Annotated in this window: 11 protein-coding genes; 10 read left to right on the forward strand and 1 reads right to left on the reverse strand. The window is 63.6% G+C overall.

All coding sequences use genetic code 11. The annotated features are described in order from the left end of the window. The 9 genes from AD665_RS10955 to tagQ all read left to right on the forward strand — a co-directional run bounded on the left by AD665_RS10955 (position 1) and on the right by tagQ (position 13,934). A complete protein-coding gene (locus tag AD665_RS10955) occupies positions 1-1,305 on the forward strand; it encodes a DotU family type VI secretion system protein (RefSeq protein WP_024776806.1) in 1,305 nt (434 codons plus the stop codon). Further along, entirely contained in the window at positions 1,302-4,802 is a 3,501-nt protein-coding gene (gene tssM / locus AD665_RS10960) for a type VI secretion system membrane subunit TssM (RefSeq protein ID WP_053192078.1), read from the forward strand. The genes AD665_RS10955 and tssM overlap by 4 nt, the downstream gene beginning before the upstream one ends. Then, on the forward strand, positions 4,799-5,452 hold the full coding sequence (tagF, locus tag AD665_RS10965) for a type VI secretion system-associated protein TagF (protein ID WP_053192080.1): 654 nt from the start codon (positions 4,799-4,801) through the stop codon (positions 5,450-5,452). The genes tssM and tagF overlap by 4 nt, the downstream gene beginning before the upstream one ends. Next, entirely contained in the window at positions 5,453-6,184 is a 732-nt protein-coding gene (locus tag AD665_RS10970; protein WP_033034115.1) for a PP2C family protein-serine/threonine phosphatase, read from the forward strand. Then, positions 6,181-9,270: a serine/threonine-protein kinase gene (locus tag AD665_RS10975; RefSeq protein ID WP_024776810.1), complete on the forward strand. Its 3,090-nt coding sequence runs from the start codon at positions 6,181-6,183 to the stop codon at positions 9,268-9,270. Before AD665_RS10970 ends, AD665_RS10975 begins: the two co-directional genes overlap by 4 nt. Then, positions 9,270-9,986, forward strand: coding sequence for an ABC transporter ATP-binding protein (locus AD665_RS10980; RefSeq protein ID WP_053192121.1), 717 nt, complete (start codon positions 9,270-9,272; stop codon positions 9,984-9,986). Before AD665_RS10975 ends, AD665_RS10980 begins: the two co-directional genes overlap by 1 nt. Continuing rightward, positions 9,986-11,182, forward strand: a complete 1,197-nt coding sequence (locus tag AD665_RS10985) for an ABC transporter permease (RefSeq protein WP_053192082.1) — start codon at positions 9,986-9,988, stop codon at positions 11,180-11,182. Before AD665_RS10980 ends, AD665_RS10985 begins: the two co-directional genes overlap by 1 nt. After that, the gene (locus AD665_RS10990) at positions 11,175-12,920 is read left to right on the forward strand and encodes a formylglycine-generating enzyme family protein (RefSeq protein ID WP_024776813.1); all 1,746 of its coding nucleotides are present in this window, start codon (positions 11,175-11,177) and stop codon (positions 12,918-12,920) included. Before AD665_RS10985 ends, AD665_RS10990 begins: the two co-directional genes overlap by 8 nt. A gap of 84 nt (positions 12,921-13,004) precedes the next feature. Then, entirely contained in the window at positions 13,005-13,934 is a 930-nt protein-coding gene (gene tagQ, locus AD665_RS10995; protein WP_024776814.1) for a type VI secretion system-associated lipoprotein TagQ, read from the forward strand. Between the two features lie 1,663 nt (positions 13,935-15,597). Here the strand turns inward: tagQ and AD665_RS11000 are convergent. After that, entirely contained in the window at positions 15,598-15,963 is a 366-nt protein-coding gene (locus AD665_RS11000; protein WP_053192085.1) for a DUF6124 family protein, read from the reverse strand. 474 nt (positions 15,964-16,437) lie between these two features. Here AD665_RS11000 and AD665_RS11005 point away from each other — a divergent pair, with 474 nt between their 5' ends. Further along, positions 16,438-16,815 (forward strand): helicase, encoded by a 378-nt coding sequence (locus AD665_RS11005; RefSeq protein WP_024780286.1) that lies wholly within the window; start codon positions 16,438-16,440, stop codon positions 16,813-16,815. The last annotated feature ends 43 nt before the right edge of the window (positions 16,816-16,858 follow it).

A 16,858-nucleotide genomic window follows, 5' to 3' on the forward strand; every position in this document is an offset into this window, starting at 1 on the left:
ATGAGCAACGACGATCGTACCCAGTTCATGCCGACGCCCGGTGGTCGTGGCGCCGACCCGTTCCGCCCGGATGCCGGTCGCCCTCAACCCGCCCCCGCGCCGCTGTCGATGCCGGCCGCGCCGGTGCTGACGGGCAAGGCCCAGGGCCTCAATCCGCTGGAAAGCGCCGCCGGCCCGCTGCTGGCCCTGCTGACGCGCCTGCGCAATACCATTGCGCATCCGGCACCCGCCAGCCTGCGCGCACAACTGCTGGCCTACCTGCGCCAGTTCGAGGAGCGCGCCGAGGCTGCCGGCGTGGTACGCAACGACGTGCTGCTGGCCCGCTATGCCTTGTGCACCGCGTTGGATGAAGCGGTGTTGAGCACGCCGTGGGGCGGCACCAGTGACTGGGGCAAGCAGAGCCTGTTGATCACCGTGCACAACGAAGCCTGGGGCGGCGAGAAAGTGTTCCAGTTGCTGGAGCATTGCCTGCAAAGTCCACGGGAGCGCTTGTACCTGCTGGAGCTGCTGTACCTGTGCATGTGCCTCGGCTTCGAGGGGCGTTACCGGGTGATGAACGACGGTCGCAGCCAACTCGAAGCGTTACGCGAACGTACCAGTGCGGTGATCCGCAGTGCCCGCGGCGACTACGAGCGCGAGTTGTCGCCACACTGGCGCGGCGTCACCGTGGCCCGCGACCGCCTGGCGCAGTTCATGCCGCCGTGGATCGCGGTGGCCATCGGCGCGGCTTTGCTGCTGGCGCTGTTGTTCGGCTTGCGCATGAAACTCGCCTCCGATGCCGAGCCGGTGTTCAAGAACATTCATTTCCTGGGCGAGATCCCGGTGCAGACCATCGACCGCCCCGTGGTGCAGCCGAAAGTGATCGAGCGACCACGCCTGGCCGGCTTCCTGGCCGATGAAATCAGGGCCGGCCGGATCGCAGTGGAAGATGCCGTCGACCGTTCGGTGGTGACCATTCGTGGCGATGAATTGTTCGCTTCGGGCAGCGCCAGCATCAAGGACGATTTCGAGCCGTTGATGCTGCGCATCGCCGATGCGGTGCGCAAGGTCAAGGGCCAGGTCCTGGTGACCGGCCACAGCGACAATCGTCCGATTGCCACGTTGCGCTTCCCGTCCAACTGGGCGTTGTCCGAAGCGCGGGCCCAGTCGGTGCTGCAGATCCTGTCGGCCAAGACCGGCCAGCCCGAGCGCTTCAGCGCAGAGGGCCGCAGCGACACCGAACCACTGGCGTCCAACGCCACCACGGAAGGACGTGCACGCAACCGTCGGGTTGAAATCACCGTATTGGCGGAGGGAGTCGAGTGAAGGCGTTTTTCAGTTTCATGATCCGCTGGGTCATCCCGTTGCTGGGGCTGATTGCCCTGAGCCTGATCATCTGGTTCGTCGGCCCGCTGCTGGACTGGCTGGTGCCCGAAGGCCGGCGCTGGACGTTGATCGTCCTGGTGTTCGCGGTGTGGATCGCCTACCGCGTGTTCCGCATCATCCAGGCCCGTCGTCAGGCCGCTGAAGTCATGCGCAGTCTGGCCGAGCAGACGCCACCCGACCCCACCAGCATCGCCACGGCCGAAGAACTCGAAACCCTGCGCCAGCGCATGGACGAAGCCCTGACGCTCTTGAAGAAAGCCAAGCTGGGCGGTGACGAGCGCCGTAACCTCTATGAGCTGCCGTGGTACGTGATCATCGGTCCGCCGGGTTCAGGCAAGACCACCGCGTTGGTCAACTCCGGGTTGCATTTTCCGTTGGCGGCCCAGTTGGGCGCCGGTGCGGTGCGCGGCGTCGGTGGTACGCGCAATTGCGATTGGTGGTTCACCGATCAGGCCGTCCTGCTCGACACCGCTGGACGCTATACCACCCAGGACAGCGACGCGGCTATCGACAAGGCCGCCTGGCTGGGCTTCCTGGGCCTGTTGAAAAAACAGCGGGCCCGGCGTCCGATTGACGGTGCGTTCATCGCCATCAGCCTGTCCGACCTGTTGCTGGGCAGCGACGCCGAGCGCGCCGCCCATGCAGCGGCGATCCGCCTGCGCATCCAGGAGCTGTACACCCAGCTGGGCGTGCGTTTCCCGGTCTACCTGATGCTGACCAAGCTCGATCTGGTGCCGGGGTTCATGGAGTATTTCGACACCCTGAGCAAAGAAGAGCGCGCCCAGGTCTGGGGCATGACCTTCGCCCTTGACGATGGCAAGAGCAACGACAGTCCACTGGCGCACCTGCAAAGCGAATTCGCCGGCCTGGAGCAGCGCCTCAACGACCGTCTGGTGGAGCGCTTGCAGCAGGAGCGCGACCCGGCGCGGCGTGATCTGATCTACGGCTTCCCGCAGCAGTTCGGCGCGTTGAAGGATTGTCTGCAAAGTTTCCTCGACGGCGTCTTCAAGCCCAACGCCTTTGAAGAACGCGTGCTGCTGCGCGGTGTGTATTTCACCAGCGGTACCCAGGAAGGCAGCCCGATCGACCGGCTGATCGGTTCCATGGCCCAGAGCATGAATCTGGACCGCCAGCACCTGGCGCGCCAGACCGGCACCGGGCGCAGCTACTTCATCGAGAAACTGTTCACCGCCGTGGCTTTCGCCGAGCGCGGGCTGGTGGGCGTCGATCCGAAAGTCGAGCGTCGGCGCAAATGGATCGCCCGGGGCGTGTTGGCCTCCACCGTGGTGCTGGTGTTGGTGGTCAGCACGTTGTGGTGGGTCAGTTATCGCGCCAACCAGGCCTACATCGCCCAGGTCGACCAGAAGGTTGCGCCACTGGGCCAGACCGTGCAGAACCTCAGCCCGGCCCAGCGTGATGTGCTCGCGGTACTGCCGTTGCTCAACGCCGTGAAACACCTGGCGGGCGATGCGCCGGATTGGGCCGAAGGCTTGGGCTTGTACCAGGGCGACATGCTGGAAGCCGAGTCCGGCAGTGTCTATCGCAAGTTGCTGATCGCAGTGTTCGCGCCGCGCCTGCTGACGCGCATTGAAGAACAACTGCATAGCGGCGGCAATTCGGACTTCATCTACGAAGGTTTGAAGGCCTATCTGATGCTCGCCGACAACGAGCATTACGATGCCGACTTCATCAAGGCCTGGATCGCCCTGGACTGGGATCGCAGCCTGCCTCGCGATTTGCCGGCCGAACAGCGGCTGGCCCTGAGCGAGCATTTGCAAGCGCTGTTTGAACGTCATCCGCCTACTGCACGACTGGACCCACGGCTGATCGAAGACCTGCGCCGCCAACTGCAACAGCTGCCCGTGGCCCAGCGTGTCTACGATCGGATCAAACGGCAGAAACTGCCCGAGGGCGTCCCGGACTTTCGCATCAACGAAGCCGCCGGGCGTGACGCCGCGCTGGTGTTCAGCCGCAAGAGCGGCAAGCCGTTGGGCGAGCCGTTGAGCGGGTTCTTCACCGTCAAGGGTTACCGCCAGGGCTTTTTGCTCACCAGCCTGAGCCAGGCCGGCACCCTGGCCGAAGAGCAATGGGTGCTGGGTCACGAAGGGGCCGATCAGCAGAACGTTGCCAGCCTGGCCGCCGATGTGCGCCGGTTGTATTTCCAGGACTATCAGCGTCAATGGGACGCCTTGCTCGCCGACATCGATTTCGTGCCGATCACCAGCGTCGCCCAGGCCGCCGATGTGCTTCGGGTGATTTCCGGGCCGACCTCGCCGTTGAAGAAGCTGTTGGTGGCGGTGGCGAAGGAAACCGACCTGCAACAGGACGAACGCCTGCTGGCCGCCCAAGGCGCTCCGGTGGAGGGCGGCGTGGACAAGCTCAAGGAGCGCCTGGGCAGCTTGCTCGGCCAGGAGCAGTCCACGCAAAACGCACCGCAGGCCAGCGATGATCCAGTCACGGCACACTTTGCCGAGCTCAACAGCATTGTCAGCAAGAACGACGGTGAACCGGCCGCTATCGATGGTCTGCTGGCCGACATGAACGCGCTGTATGTTCAGGTCAGTGCCATGGTCGGGGCCAGCGGCGATGCCTTGCTCGGCGAGGCCAAGAACCAGGCCGCGGCGGCTGCCACCCGGGTCAGCCTCAACGCCGAGCGGCAACCGCCGTTGGTGCAGGGACTGGTCAAGTCAGTGGTCAACTCCACCACCAACAGCATGATGGGCGGGGTGCGCAATCAACTGAACGCCGCCTGGACCAGCGAAGTGGTGAACATCTACCGTCAGTCCCTGGCCGGGCGTTATCCGATGTCGCCGGGCAGTGCGCGGGACGCAACCCTCGATGACTTCGGCCAGTTCTTCGGCGTCGGCGGGGTGATGGACAACTACTTCCGCAAGTACCTGCAACCCTACGTCGACACCTCCACACCAACCTGGCGCTGGCAGCCGGGCGCGGCGCAGAAGCTCGGCATTGCCCCTGGCGTGTTGCAGACCTTCCAGCGCGCGGCGAGCATCCGCGATGCGTTCTTCCGTTCCGGCGGCACCCAGCCGATGGTGCGCTTCGAGCTCAAGCCGGTGGCGATGGATTCGACCATCACCCAGTTCCTGCTCGATCTCGATGGCCAGCAGTTGAGCTACGACCACGGCCCGAGCCGGCCGACCGCCATGCAATGGCCGAATCCGGGCAGCATCGGCGTGGTGCGGATCTCGATCATGCCGCCGTCGTCCAGCGGTCGTTCCGGCATCACCCTGGACGGCCCGTGGGCCTGGTTCCGGCTGCTGGAGCAGTCGGACCTGACCGCTGGTAACTCGCCGGACCGCTTCAACCTGCGGCTGCGGGTCGATAACGCCAGCGTTTCCTACGAGTTGCGGGCCAACAGCGCCTTCAACCCGTTCAAGAGCCGCGTGCTCAGCGGCTTCAGCCTGCCGGAGCGGCTATGAGTACACCGGGTTTCTATGGAAAGTTGGCCAGCCGTGGGGATTTTGTCAGCCGTGGCTTGCCCCAGAGTTTTATCGGTCCGTGGGACTCGTGGCTGGCGGCCGGCTTGCTCGCCAGCCAGACCAGCCTCGGCGAGCGTTGGCTGGACGCCTATCTGGTCAGCCCGCTGTGGCGCTTCATGGTCGCCCCTGGAGTGTGCGGGCCGGACGCAGCGGTTGGAGTGGTGATGCCGAGCATCGACCGGGTCGGGCGTTATTTTCCGCTGACCGTCGCGGTGCTGCTGGAGCCCGACGCGGACCCTGCGTCGGTGGTTGGCGGTGCGGACGAATGGTTCGAGCGGGTGGAGAACCTGTTGCTGAGCACATTGAACGTAGAAGCCACGTTCGAGGCCTTCGGCGCGGAACTGGAAAACCTCGGCAGCCCAATGTATTTGCCACGAGTGCCCAGCAGCCGGTTTGCCAGCCTGCATCGCTTCGATGCCACTGAGCCGCAGCGGCGCATGAGCGCTCTGGCCGAGTCGGCCTGCGAAGGTGCCAGCTTGTGGTGGGGTCAGGGTTCGGAGCGCATCGCGCCCGGTTTGATGCGCTGCCAGGGCCTGCCGGCCGCTGCTGACTTTGCGCAATTTTTGCTCGGCCAAGAAGGTGTTGTGTAGATGCGTCCAAGTGCTGGGAAAGCCTGCAAGTCTGCAAGCAAGAGCCATGTCGGCATGGTCCGGCAGGTTAACGAAGACGCATGTCTGGACCTGCCGGAGAACGGCCTCTGGGTGGTCGCCGATGGCATGGGCGGGCACGCGGCGGGCGACTACGTCAGCAGCCTGATCGTCGACAGCCTGCGCAACATTGCCGTGGGTCGTTCGCTGGACGAATACGTCGCGGCTCTGCAAAGCGACCTGCAGCGGGTCAACGCCGCTGTGCGTGAAGAGACCGCCAACCGTGGCGTGACCATGATGGGCAGCACCGTGGTGGTACTTGCCGTCCGTGACCTGCGCGGCATGTGCCTGTGGGCCGGCGACAGCCGCTTGTATCGCCTGCGCGATGGCGTGCTGGAAGGCATCTCCCGGGATCACAGCTACGTCCAGGACCTGCAGGACAGCGGCCTGCTCAGCGAAGCCGAGGCCCGGGTGCATCCGCGGGCCAACATCGTCACCCGCGCCATCGGCGTCGAGGCGCAGTTGAACGTGGCGATGACCGAGCTGCTGCTGGTGCCGGGCGACAGCTACCTGCTGTGCAGCGACGGGCTGACCAAGACTGTCGAAGATGAAGAAATCCGCGAAGTGCTGAGCCACGACGAACCGGGCGAAATCGCCAGCAGCCTGGTCTCCCTGGGCCTGATGCGCGGTGCCCCGGACAACATCACCGTGGTGGTTGTGAAGGTGCCGTCATGAACCCCGTTTTGAACATCCAGATCCCCGGCTACGATATCGACGGCGAGATTGGCGAAGGCGCGATGGCCAGCGTTTACCTGGCGACCCAGCGCTCCCTGGAGCGCAAGGTGGCGCTCAAGGTCATGGCTGCCGCACTGGCCGCCGACCCGACGTTCTGCGAGCGTTTCCTGCGCGAAGGCAAGACCCTGGCACGTCTGTCGCACCCGCACACCGTCACCATCCATGACATCGGCAATGTCGGTGAGCTGTATTACATGGCGATGGAATACCTGCCCAACGGTACGCTCAAGGAGCGCATCGCCGCCGGGCTGTCGCCGGAGCAGGGCCTGATCTACATTCGCCAGATCGCCTCGGCCCTGGGCTACGCCCATGGGCTGGGCCTGGTGCACCGCGACGTCAAGCCGGCGAACATCCTGTTCCGCGCCGACGGCACGGCGGTGCTCTCGGACTTCGGCATCGCCAAGTCCCTGGACGACCGCACCCAATTCACCCAGGCCGGTTTCGCGGTGGGCACGCCAAGCTACATGAGCCCGGAACAGGCCCGGGGTCAGGACATTGATGGCCGCGCCGACCTGTATGCCCTGGGAGTGGTGCTCTACGAAATCCTCGTCGGCAAGCTGCCGTATACCGGCAACGATGCGCTGTCCACGGCGCTGGCGCACCTGACCGAACCGCTGCCGGAGCTGCCGGTGCACCATGGCCGTTACCAGGACGTGCTGCGCAAGCTGCTGGCGAAGGACCCGGCGGAACGTTTCCCGGATGCGGCGGCGCTGCTGCGGGCCCTGGACAATCTGCCTGCAGACGCGGCCGAGGCGACCCTTATCCGGCCATTGCCGCTGCCCGTGCCGCCGCAATCGAACCGCGATGACTTGGCGGGATTGACGCCGATGTCCATCGACATCCCGAGCGGCCCCGCGCAATCGCAATCACGACCTGAGCCACAACCGAAACCAACCGCGCCACCGGTCAGCCCGCCCCAGCGGCCTGCCGCTGGGCAACCGCGCAAGACCCCGGTGTTCGCACTTGCCGCCGTCGCGGTGGCCGTGGCGTTGGCGTTGGGTGGCGCGGGGTATTGGTGGTTATCCGGTGATAGCGGCAAAACCACCCAGCAGTCGGTGGCATACACGACCTCGTCCAGTAAACCACCGGTGAAAGCACCTGAAGCGCCTCCGGTGAAGAACCCCGAAGCGCCACCGGTCAAGCCGCCCGCGGCGGCGGAAGCCGATGGCGGTCAGCGTCCACTGTTGATGGCCGGCAAGAAAACCCTGTTCCAGCGAGTGCTCAGCAAACCGGGGGCGAAACTTGCCGCCGAACCGGGTGCCGCGCCCGGCAAGGAGCTGCCGGCGTTCTCGGTGCTGTATGTGTATCAGCGCAAAGACGTCGATGGCGGCGCCTGGGTGCGGGTCGGCGCTGCCACAGACGGGCGCAGCGACGGCTGGTTGCCGGCTGCCCAGGTCAGCGACTGGAAACAGAGCCTGGTGCTCAAGTTCACCGAACGTTCCGGTCGGGCGCCGGTGATGTTCTTGCGTCAGCCTGGTGAAGTGGAAAAGCTGCTGGCCAACCCTTCGAACGCCAAGAACGTGCTGCTCAAGGCCCAGCAGAACCACGAGGATAACCAGCAGGTGCTGGCCCTGGAACCGGCCGCCAGCGCCGTGCCGCAGAACCAGTTCTACCTGTTGCCGATTTTCGACTCTCGCGAGAGCTTTGACGAGAATGGCCAGCCGGTGCAGTTGCTCAACGTGGCCTCCATCGACCCTGGCAACACCCCTCGGGCAGCGTCCAACAACACGCCGATCCTGACCGCCAATGCCGATGCGTTCCGCACTGCTGTGGTCCTGGTGGTGGACACCACCGTGTCCATGCAGCCCTACATCGATCAGGTGCGCGACGTGGTCCATGAGTTGCAGACCCGCATCGCCGAACGCGGCGAGCTGGACAGCGTCAGCTTCGGCTTGGTGGGGTTCCGCAACAGCACCAAGAAAACCCCGGGCCTGGAATACGTCGCCAAGACCCTGATCACCCTGGAGCAGGGCCGTGACCCGCAACGCTTCCTGGACCTTGCGCGGCAGGTCAAGGCGTCAACGGTGTCCAGCCATTCGTTCAACGAGGATGCGTTTGCCGGGGTCATGGAAGCGGTGGAGGGCATGGACTGGTCCGGTTATGGCGGGCGCCTGATCCTGCTCGTTACCGACGCCGGTGCCTTGCGCAAGAACGATCCCTTTTCCACCACGCAGATGAACGAAGCCGAAGTGCGTCAGGCGGCTCTGGGCAAGCAAATCAAGATCTACGCCCTGCACCTGCTCAGCGACGCCGGCAAGAAAACCCACGCCGGTGCCCAGAGCCAATACCGCACCCTGACGGCCGACGCCAACCCGCAGATCGGTGACCTGTACATCCCCGTTGCAGGTGCGGATGTGCACAAGCTGGGCGAGCGGGTGGACGAGATCGGCTCGGTATTCGCCGACCTGGTGCACCAGGTGCGCAGCAACAAGGAACAGGCGGTTCCGCAGTTGGGCGCCGCACCGAGCCTGGCCGATAAATCGGCTGCGGTCGGCTACGCGATGCATATGGATTTCCTCGGACGCAAGGCCGCCAGCCAGGCACCGCAACTGGTCAGCGCCTGGACCGCCGACCGCGACCTGACCAACCCGGCGCTGCCGGCGTTCCAGGTCTGCGTGATGCTGACCAAGCTGCAACTCAACGACCTGCAGCAGTCGCTGAAACTGATCGTCGACGCGGCCCGCAAGACCCAGAGTTCGCCCAAGGATTTCTTCCAGGAAATCGCCAGTGCCAGTGCTTACATGAGCCGCGATCCCTCGGCTCTGCGCAAGGGTGGCAACCTCGCCGACGGCGGGGTCCTGGGCGAATACCTCGAAGGGCTGCCGTACCGCAGCAAGTCGCTGAGCATGACCCAGGATCTGTGGCTGTCCTTGAGCGTGGCCGAGCAGGAAGACTTCATCGACGAGCTGGATTCGAAAATCCGCCTCTATGAAACCTTCCACAACGACCTCGCCAACTGGGTACGCTTCGGCGATGCCGAGCCGGGCGATGCCCTGTACCGCGTTCCATTGTCGACCTTGCCATGATGCTGAGCCTGAGCGCAGTGCATAAAAGCCGGGGCACCGGCAGCCAACGCTATAGCCTGGTGATCCCACGGCTGCAGCTGCGTGCCGGTGAGCAATTGGCGCTGGTCGGTCCCAGCGGCTGCGGCAAGAGCACTTTGCTGGACATGCTGGCGCTGGTGCTGGCGCCGGATCAGGCCGGGCAGTTCGACTTTGCCCCTGCCGATACGACGCTGGACATCGCCCGGCTGTGGCGGGGCACCGAGCAAAGTACATTGGCGGAGCTGCGCAGCCGGCACTTGGGTTATGTACTGCAAACCGGCGGGTTGCTCGGATTCCTGGATGTGCGCGGCAACATCGAGTTGTCGCGCAAACTGCTCGGCTTGAAGGATGACGGCAGCGTGGCGCGCCTGGCCGGACAACTGGATATTGCCGATCAACTGGACAAGAAACCGGCGGACCTGTCCGTCGGCCAGCGCCAGCGGGTCAGTTGTGCCCGGGCCCTGGCCCACGGCCCACGGTTGCTGCTGGCGGATGAGCCGACGGCGGCCCTCGACCCGCTGAACGCCGAGCGGGTCATGCAATTGCTGGTGACCCAGGCCCGCGACAGCGGCGTGTGCTGCGTAGTTGCCACTCATGATGAAGCCCTGGCCCGCGCCAGCGGCTTGCAGGTGCGGCATATCAGTTGCCGTCGCGACATCGACGGCGGCGTCACCGCTACCCTTGGGGAGGCTTGCTGATGCGCGGCGCGCTGGTGGCTTCCCTGGCCTGGCAGGACTATCGCAACGACGCCTGGCTGTCGGCCTGCTCGGTGCTGGCGTTGGTGGCGGTGGTGGCGCCGCTGTTGGTGCTGTTCGGGCTGAAGTTCGGCCTGATCAGCAGCCTGACCGAGCGCCTGCAGAGCGATCCGGCCACTCGGGAAATCATTCCCCTGGGCGGCGGCCGCTTCAGCGCCGAGTTCATCGAGCAGTTGGGCCAGCGCAACGATGTATCGTTCGCCTTGCCGCGCACCCGGCAGATCGCTGCAACGGCGGACCTGAACAACGCGACGGCGGCGGTCACCGTCGAAATGATTCCCACCGCCGCCAACGACCCCTTGCTCGAGCACCTGCCGTTGCCCCAAGGGCTGGATGAAGTGGTGCTCAGCCAGACCGCTGCCGAAAAGCTCGGCGCCAAGGCCGGCGATTGGTTGCAGGCCAGTTTCGGTCGGCAGGTGGCCGGTCGCAGTGAGGCGCAGCGGACCCGGGTCCGGGTGCTGCACGTATTGCCGCTGCAAGCCTTTGCCCGTGATGGGCTGTTCGCGCCGCTGGCCTTGCTGGAAGCGGCTGAGGACTACCGCGACGGGCGTGCCGTGCCCGCGTTCGGCTGGCCGGGCGATGCGGTGGGTGTGGCCGGGCAGCGCGTCTATCCGGCGTTTCGCTTGTACGCCCGCAGTCTCGCTGATGTGGAACCGCTGCGGCAGTATTTCGCGGCGCAGAATCTTTTGGTGTCGACCCAGGCCCAGACCATCGCACAAGTGCAATCGTTGAGCCGCAACCTGTCGATCGTGTTCTGGATCATCGCCGGGTTGGCATTGGCGGGGGCGTTCGCGGCAATTTTTGCCGGGGCGCTGGCGGCGGTCGAGCGCAAGCGGCGCGAGCTGTCGGTGTTGCGCCTGCTGGGAGTGTCCACCGCCGCACTGCTGCTGTTCGTGGTACTGCAAGCGCTGTACAGCGCAACCCTCGCGGCTCTGCTGAGTGCCGGGTTGTACGGCTTGGCGCAGTCGGGCCTGAATCATTTATTTGCACAGATGCCGGGCGAGTACGCCAGCCATCTGCTGTTGCGTCACTACACCCTGGCCCTGGTGGCCGTGCTTGGCGTCAGTGCCGTGGCGGCAGCCTGTGGCGGCTGGCGGGTGGCGCGCATCCAGGCCTCTGAAGGAATTCGTGATGTATAAGTTACTGGGCGCCGCCGTGGCGCTGAGCCTGGCCAGTCTGGCCGCTCTGAGCAACATCGCAAGCGCCGATGAAGGCAGCGACAAACTGGACAACCCCAAACCGTTGCCCGATGACGTCAGCCTGCCGCTGCCGTGTGACGGGCAGATGGTGTTCCGTTACGTCTACATTCTCGCCCAGGGCACCCTGGACGATCGCGAGATCAACCTGGGCTACCCGTTCAGCGAAGGTGAGGCGGGCTACAAGCAGTCGTTCATTTCCGGCTATCGGCGCGATTTCATCAACGGCCAGTTCACCCTCAAGGACCTGCCCAAGGACTGGAACAAAACCATCACGCCGTTGATGCCCAAGACCGACGCCCAGACCCCGCTCAAGCCGATGCTGTATTTCATCGGCAAATACGAAGTCACCGCGCGCCAGTACGCCCAGGTCATGGCCCAGGCGCAGTCCCTGGCCAGCGGCGAACCCGCACCGGCCTGCGAAGCCCTGCAAACCGAGCTTCCCCAGGGCATGGCTGGGCGCTTGCCCAAGGTAAAGCTGTCGAAGTTCGAGGCAGAACGTTTCTCGGCGGTGTACAGCGCCTGGCTGATGAAATACCACAAGGACCTGCTGCCGGTGAGCGGTCGCGGCACCTCCGCCGAAGACGGCGGGCTGGGTTTCGTGCGCCTGCCCACCGAAGTCGAGTGGGAATTCGCCGCCCGTGGCGGGCAGGCCGTCAGCCGCCAGGATCTGGAAGGCCGCCTGTTCCCACGACGTCTGGAAGGCAGTGAAAGCGACGGGCCACTGGCCGATTGGGCGGTGTTCAACCAAGTGGCCGGCGGCACTGGCCAGGCGGCGCGACTGCTGCCCATCGGCACCAAGTTGCCGAACCCCATCGGCCTGTTCGACGTGATCGGCAACGCTGCCGAGATGGTCCAGGAGTCCTTCCAACTGGTGCATTCCGGACGGCGCCAGGGCGCCTACGGCGGTTTTGTGGTCAAGGGCGGTAACTACCTGGAAGGCGAGGGTACGCTGTTTACCGGCATGCGCCGCGAATACCCCTTGTTCGCTGCCGACGGCACCGAGCAGAGCAACGAGACCACCGGCTTCCGGGTGGCGATCGGTGCGTTGTCGGCACCGCGTTCGCGCTACAAGGAACTGTTCGCCCAATGGCAGAAAGAAGGTCGCCTCGCGTCCCTGACCGATGCCATCGACGACGCCCAGGATCCGACCAAGCGCCTGGACAGCATCATCGCCGCCAGCGTCGACCCGCGCTTGCAAGCCGAGCTGGGGCTGGTCAACGAAGAGCTCAAGCGCAACGTCTCGCTCATCGCCCAGCAGCGCGAGGAAGCGGCCGGCAACCTGATCCAGTCGGCGGCCCTGGTGGCCGAGACCGTCAACAACTACAACATCCGCCTGACCAATCTGCAGCGCAGTCACCAGGCAGCGGTGGACGCCAAGGACGATGCCAGCGCGCAACTGTTCGCCACGGCCATCGACAACGGCCGCAGCGCGCTCGATGGCGCGGTGGCGATTTATATCGACAACCTGGCGACCGGCACGCGTTACACCGATGCCGTGATCCAGGCGCAGTTTCAACGCATCAAGGAGGAGATGGAGCGCAAGCCGGTGTTGGGCAAGAGCCTGGTGGCGCGCGCGACTTTATTCGTTCGTCATGTCGGGGAATATCGTCAACAAAAACGAGCCGACCCGGCGGCGATATTGAAGCAATTGCTGGCAACGAGCGCCCTGAGGTCTTGAGCGTTCAATGTTGGCAAGCTTGGAGGGAACTCAGGCGGCGTCGGGCCGTGATGAGTTGGTCAAAACTTAAAAGAGAACACAACTATGCTTTTCTCCCGTAAACCTTCTACTTCGGTTTCCAAGCGTCACTTGCTGATGGTCGCTGTCGGCTTCAGCACCGTACTGACAGGTTGCGCGACGTCGCCGACGTCCAAGGTCGCATCGAGCACCAAGGTCGAGTACTACCCGAACTGCTACGAGCCGGTGCAGCACCTGCGCGCTACCGAGGGCGACATGACCAAGTCGGTGATCACCGGCGCAGCCGTGGGCGCGGTGGGCGGAGCGCTGCTGGGTGCCCTCTCTGGCGATTCCGATAAGCGTGGACGCAATGCTGCCATCGGCGCAGCAGGCGGTGCCCTGGCGGGCGGCGCAGTGGGTTACTACAACGAGCGCCAGAAGCAGATCGCCGATGACAACCAGCGCATCGCCTCCTACGCCGCCGACGTCAACAAGAGCGTGAGCGACATCGACCGTAGCACCGCCTATGCCAAGTCTTCGCAGCAGTGCTACCAGAGCGCCTTTACCAAACTGGTCGCCGACCGCAAAGCCAAGACCGTCAACGATACCGAAGGCCGCAAGCGCCTGGCGGAAATCGTCGCTGGCCTGAAAGAGTCCAACGACCTGATCGTCGCGGTCAACGGCAAAGCCTCCGAAGACCTGAACAACTACACCCAGGCCTACGAGAAAGACCTGCAGCAAGTGGGCGTGCAGCGCACTGACGTGGTCACCGTGGCAACCGCCGAAACCACCCCAGTCGTAACCACCAAGACCAAGAAAGCCGTGAAACCGGCGAAAAAACGTGTTTTGCCAACCGTGCCGAAAGAAGCGGTCACCACCGAGAAAACCCTGCAGACCGCCAAGGCCAAGCAGGATGAAAGCAAGCAGGTCGCCAGCGCCGGCACCACTCAGGTCAACAGCATGTGCAAAAACCCGGACCTGGGCGACTGGGCACCGGTTCCTTGCCCGAATGTTTGATTGAGTGATTGCTGCTGATCATTTGATCACTGCATAAACCCTGTGGGAGCGAGCCTGCTCGCGATGGCGTCGGTTCAGTTGGCTTCAATGTCGACTGGTCCTCCGCCATCGCGAGCAGGCTCGCTCCCACAGTTGTTTTGTGTTGGCCGCAGTATCCGCGTTATCCCCGATTCCCTTGTGGGAGCGAGCCTGCTCGCGATGGCGGTCTTGCGTCGAGTACATATCCATTGCTGCGGTAACGGCCACTTAGGGTTCGGCCCTTACGGCTGCTCACTTTTTTTCAGACGCCAAAAAAAGTAAGCAAAAAAGGCTTGGCCCCACCACTCGGTGCCTCGCCTAGGCTCGGCATGCCCTCACTCCGGCATTGCTCCGTGGGCCCGCCGCGAAGGGCCATCCATGGCCCAGCGCGGCTATCCCGGCATCCATGCCGGGATGCCCACTGCGCAATGCCTGCGTTCGGCCGTCGTGGTTAATGGGGCCCGAAGATCAAAAGCAAAGCAAAGCAAAGCAAAGCAAAGCAAAGCAAAGCAAAGCAAAAGCAAGGCGGCCTTATAGCCGACCTGTCACTTTCGGCTGTGGAGTTGAACCTGTGGGAGCAAAGCTTGCTCGCGATAGCGTCGGTTCAGTTGGTATCGCTGCCGACTGACACCCCGCCATCGCGAGCAGGCTCGCTCCCACAGTTGTTTTGTGTTGGCCGCAGTATCCGCGTTATCCCCGATTTCCTTGTGGGAGCGAGCCTGCTCGCGATGGCGGTCTTGCGTCGAGTACATATCCATTGCTGCGGTAACGGCCACTTAGGGTTCGGCCCTTACGGCTGCTCACTTTTTTTCAGACGCCAAAAAAAGTAAGCAAAAAAGGCTTGGCCCCACCACTCGGTGCCTCGCCTAGGCTCGGCATGCCCTCACTCCGGCATTGCTCCGTGGGCCCGCCGCGAAGGGCCATCCATGGCCCAGCGCGGCTATCCCGGCATCCATGCCGGGATGCCCACTGCGCAATGCCTGCGTTCGGCCGTCGTGGTTAATGGGGCCTGAAGATCAAAAGCAAAGCAAAAGCAAGGCGGCCTTATAGCCGACCTGTCACTTTCGGCTGTGGAGTTGAACCTGTGGGAGCAAAGCTTGCTCGCGATAGCGTCGGTTCAGTTGGTATCGCTGCCGACTGACACCCCGCCATCGCGAGCAGGCTCGCTCCCACAGTTGTTTTGTGTTGGCCGCAGTATCCGCGTTATCCCCGATTCCCTTGTGGGAGCGAGCCTGCTCGCGATGGCGGTCTTGCGTCGAGTACATATCCATTGCTGCGGTAACGGCCACTTGGGGTTCCGCCCTTACGGCGGCTCACTTTTTTTCAGACGCCAAAAAAAGTAAGCAAAAAAGGCTTGGCCCCACCACTCGGCACCTCGCCTAGGCTCGGTGTGCCCTCACTCCGGCATTGCTCCGTGGGCCCGCCGCGAAGGGCCATCCATGGCCCAGCGCGGCTATCCCGGCATCCATGCCGGGATGCCCACTGCGCAATGCCTGCGTTCGGCCGTCGTGGTTAACGGGGCCCGAAGATCAAAAGCAAAGCAAAGCAAAAGCAAGGCGGCCTTATAGCCGACCTGTCACTTTCGGCTGTGGAGTTGAACCTGTGGGAGCAAAGCTTGCTCGCGATGGCGCCAGTCCTGCCGAGATTACCCCGCCGCCGTCTCCTGCGCTTCCAGACGATCCAGCGCCCGCTCCACCAACAACTGAACCCCATCGGCCATGCGACTGATCGCCAGGGCAATGCAACGGCGCGAGTCGTCGACATCATCGGCCAGGTCGGCGGCGATGGTGCTGATCGATTGCAGGTCTTCGGAGGCATTGGCCAGTAGGGTTTCGGTGTCGATGTGGGGGGCGACAATGAAGAGCTGGTGCTTGTCGGCTTCAGGCGGGGAGGGTTGGGGGTTGAGGTAGTAATCGAGGGCGCGGGTGGCGGCGTCTTCGTGTTTTTTGGCTTCGGAGGCTTCGACGCGGGACTTTGCCGGGTTCGGCGGATTCGGAGTGACTTTGAACATGGTTGGTTTTCCAATGGAGAACCACTTTGAACCGCTTGCACGCGATTGAAGGTGGCAGCTGTGAGCGAGTGTGCAAGACCGGGTAAAGCCAACCAAACCCCGGCAGACTTCAAGAGTCTCCCGAACACAGCCGCCATAGAACACAGGCACGAACGCGCCTTGAATCGACGGAGGCATTTTGAGGTGGCTGTTTTACTCGGACTTGCACGTCCGTGTCACCGTTTTTTGCGATGACGAACAAAGGTTATCGGTGCCTCGGCACACTGCCTAGTTCATGAACAGCCCGGCGTTTTGCAGGAAATATCCGAAGCGGCTGACGAAAATGAAAGCCGAGGCATTTATCTGTAAGACGTGACTTAGCAGTCATCTTGCAAGAAAAGCTATTCATCTCCGGTCAAATCGATCAGATGATGGCGTTTAGCCGAAGAACCGCTAAACTGCGCCAGCCATTCATCTTTCTTCGAGACGTTGCCCATGAAATTTCGTTTCCTGCTGTGGATGCTGGGCTTGCTGATGGGCAAGGCCAGTCGGACCAATCCAGCGTTTCAGCAACAATTGGGCGACAAGGAACTCGTGTTCCAGCTGCAAACCCTGGACGGCAAGGTCGCCCGGCATTTCACCGTGAAGAATCAACGCATCACCAGCCACTCCGGCACTTACCCAACCCCGGCCTTCGCCATCGCCTTCAAGGACGCCGCCTACGGCTTCGCCACGATGCAGGCCAAGAACAAGCAACTGGCGTTCATGAACGGGATTCAGGAGAAGTCGATCCAGATCAAGGGCAACCCGGCGCTGGTGATCTGGTTCCAGGGGTTGATGCGGTATCTGAAGCCGAAGAAGGCGAAAGCCTAGCGACTGCCTTTGTGGCGAGGGGATTTATCCCCGTTGGGCTGCA

Source organism: Pseudomonas corrugata (assembly GCF_001269905.1).
Classification (GTDB): Bacteria; Pseudomonadota; Gammaproteobacteria; order Pseudomonadales; family Pseudomonadaceae; genus Aquipseudomonas; species Aquipseudomonas corrugata.

Bases quoted from the DNA above. Each gene is read 5' to 3' on its own strand.
- AD665_RS10975 (WP_024776810.1), top strand. From the start codon at position 6,181: ATGAACCCCGTTTTGAACATCCAGATCCCCGGCTACGATATCGACGGC.
- AD665_RS10985 (WP_053192082.1), top strand. From the start codon at position 9,986: ATGCGCGGCGCGCTGGTGGCTTCCCTGGCCTGGCAGGACTATCGCAAC.
- AD665_RS11000 (WP_053192085.1), bottom strand. From the start codon at position 15,963: ATGTTCAAAGTCACTCCGAATCCGCCGAACCCGGCAAAGTCCCGCGTC.
- tagQ (WP_024776814.1), top strand. From the start codon at position 13,005: ATGCTTTTCTCCCGTAAACCTTCTACTTCGGTTTCCAAGCGTCACTTG.
- AD665_RS10970 (WP_033034115.1), top strand. From the start codon at position 5,453: ATGCGTCCAAGTGCTGGGAAAGCCTGCAAGTCTGCAAGCAAGAGCCAT.
- AD665_RS10990 (WP_024776813.1), top strand. From the start codon at position 11,175: ATGTATAAGTTACTGGGCGCCGCCGTGGCGCTGAGCCTGGCCAGTCTG.
- AD665_RS11005 (WP_024780286.1), top strand. From the start codon at position 16,438: ATGAAATTTCGTTTCCTGCTGTGGATGCTGGGCTTGCTGATGGGCAAG.
- AD665_RS10955 (WP_024776806.1), top strand. From the start codon at position 1: ATGAGCAACGACGATCGTACCCAGTTCATGCCGACGCCCGGTGGTCGT.
- tagF (WP_053192080.1), top strand. From the start codon at position 4,799: ATGAGTACACCGGGTTTCTATGGAAAGTTGGCCAGCCGTGGGGATTTT.
- AD665_RS10980 (WP_053192121.1), top strand. From the start codon at position 9,270: ATGCTGAGCCTGAGCGCAGTGCATAAAAGCCGGGGCACCGGCAGCCAA.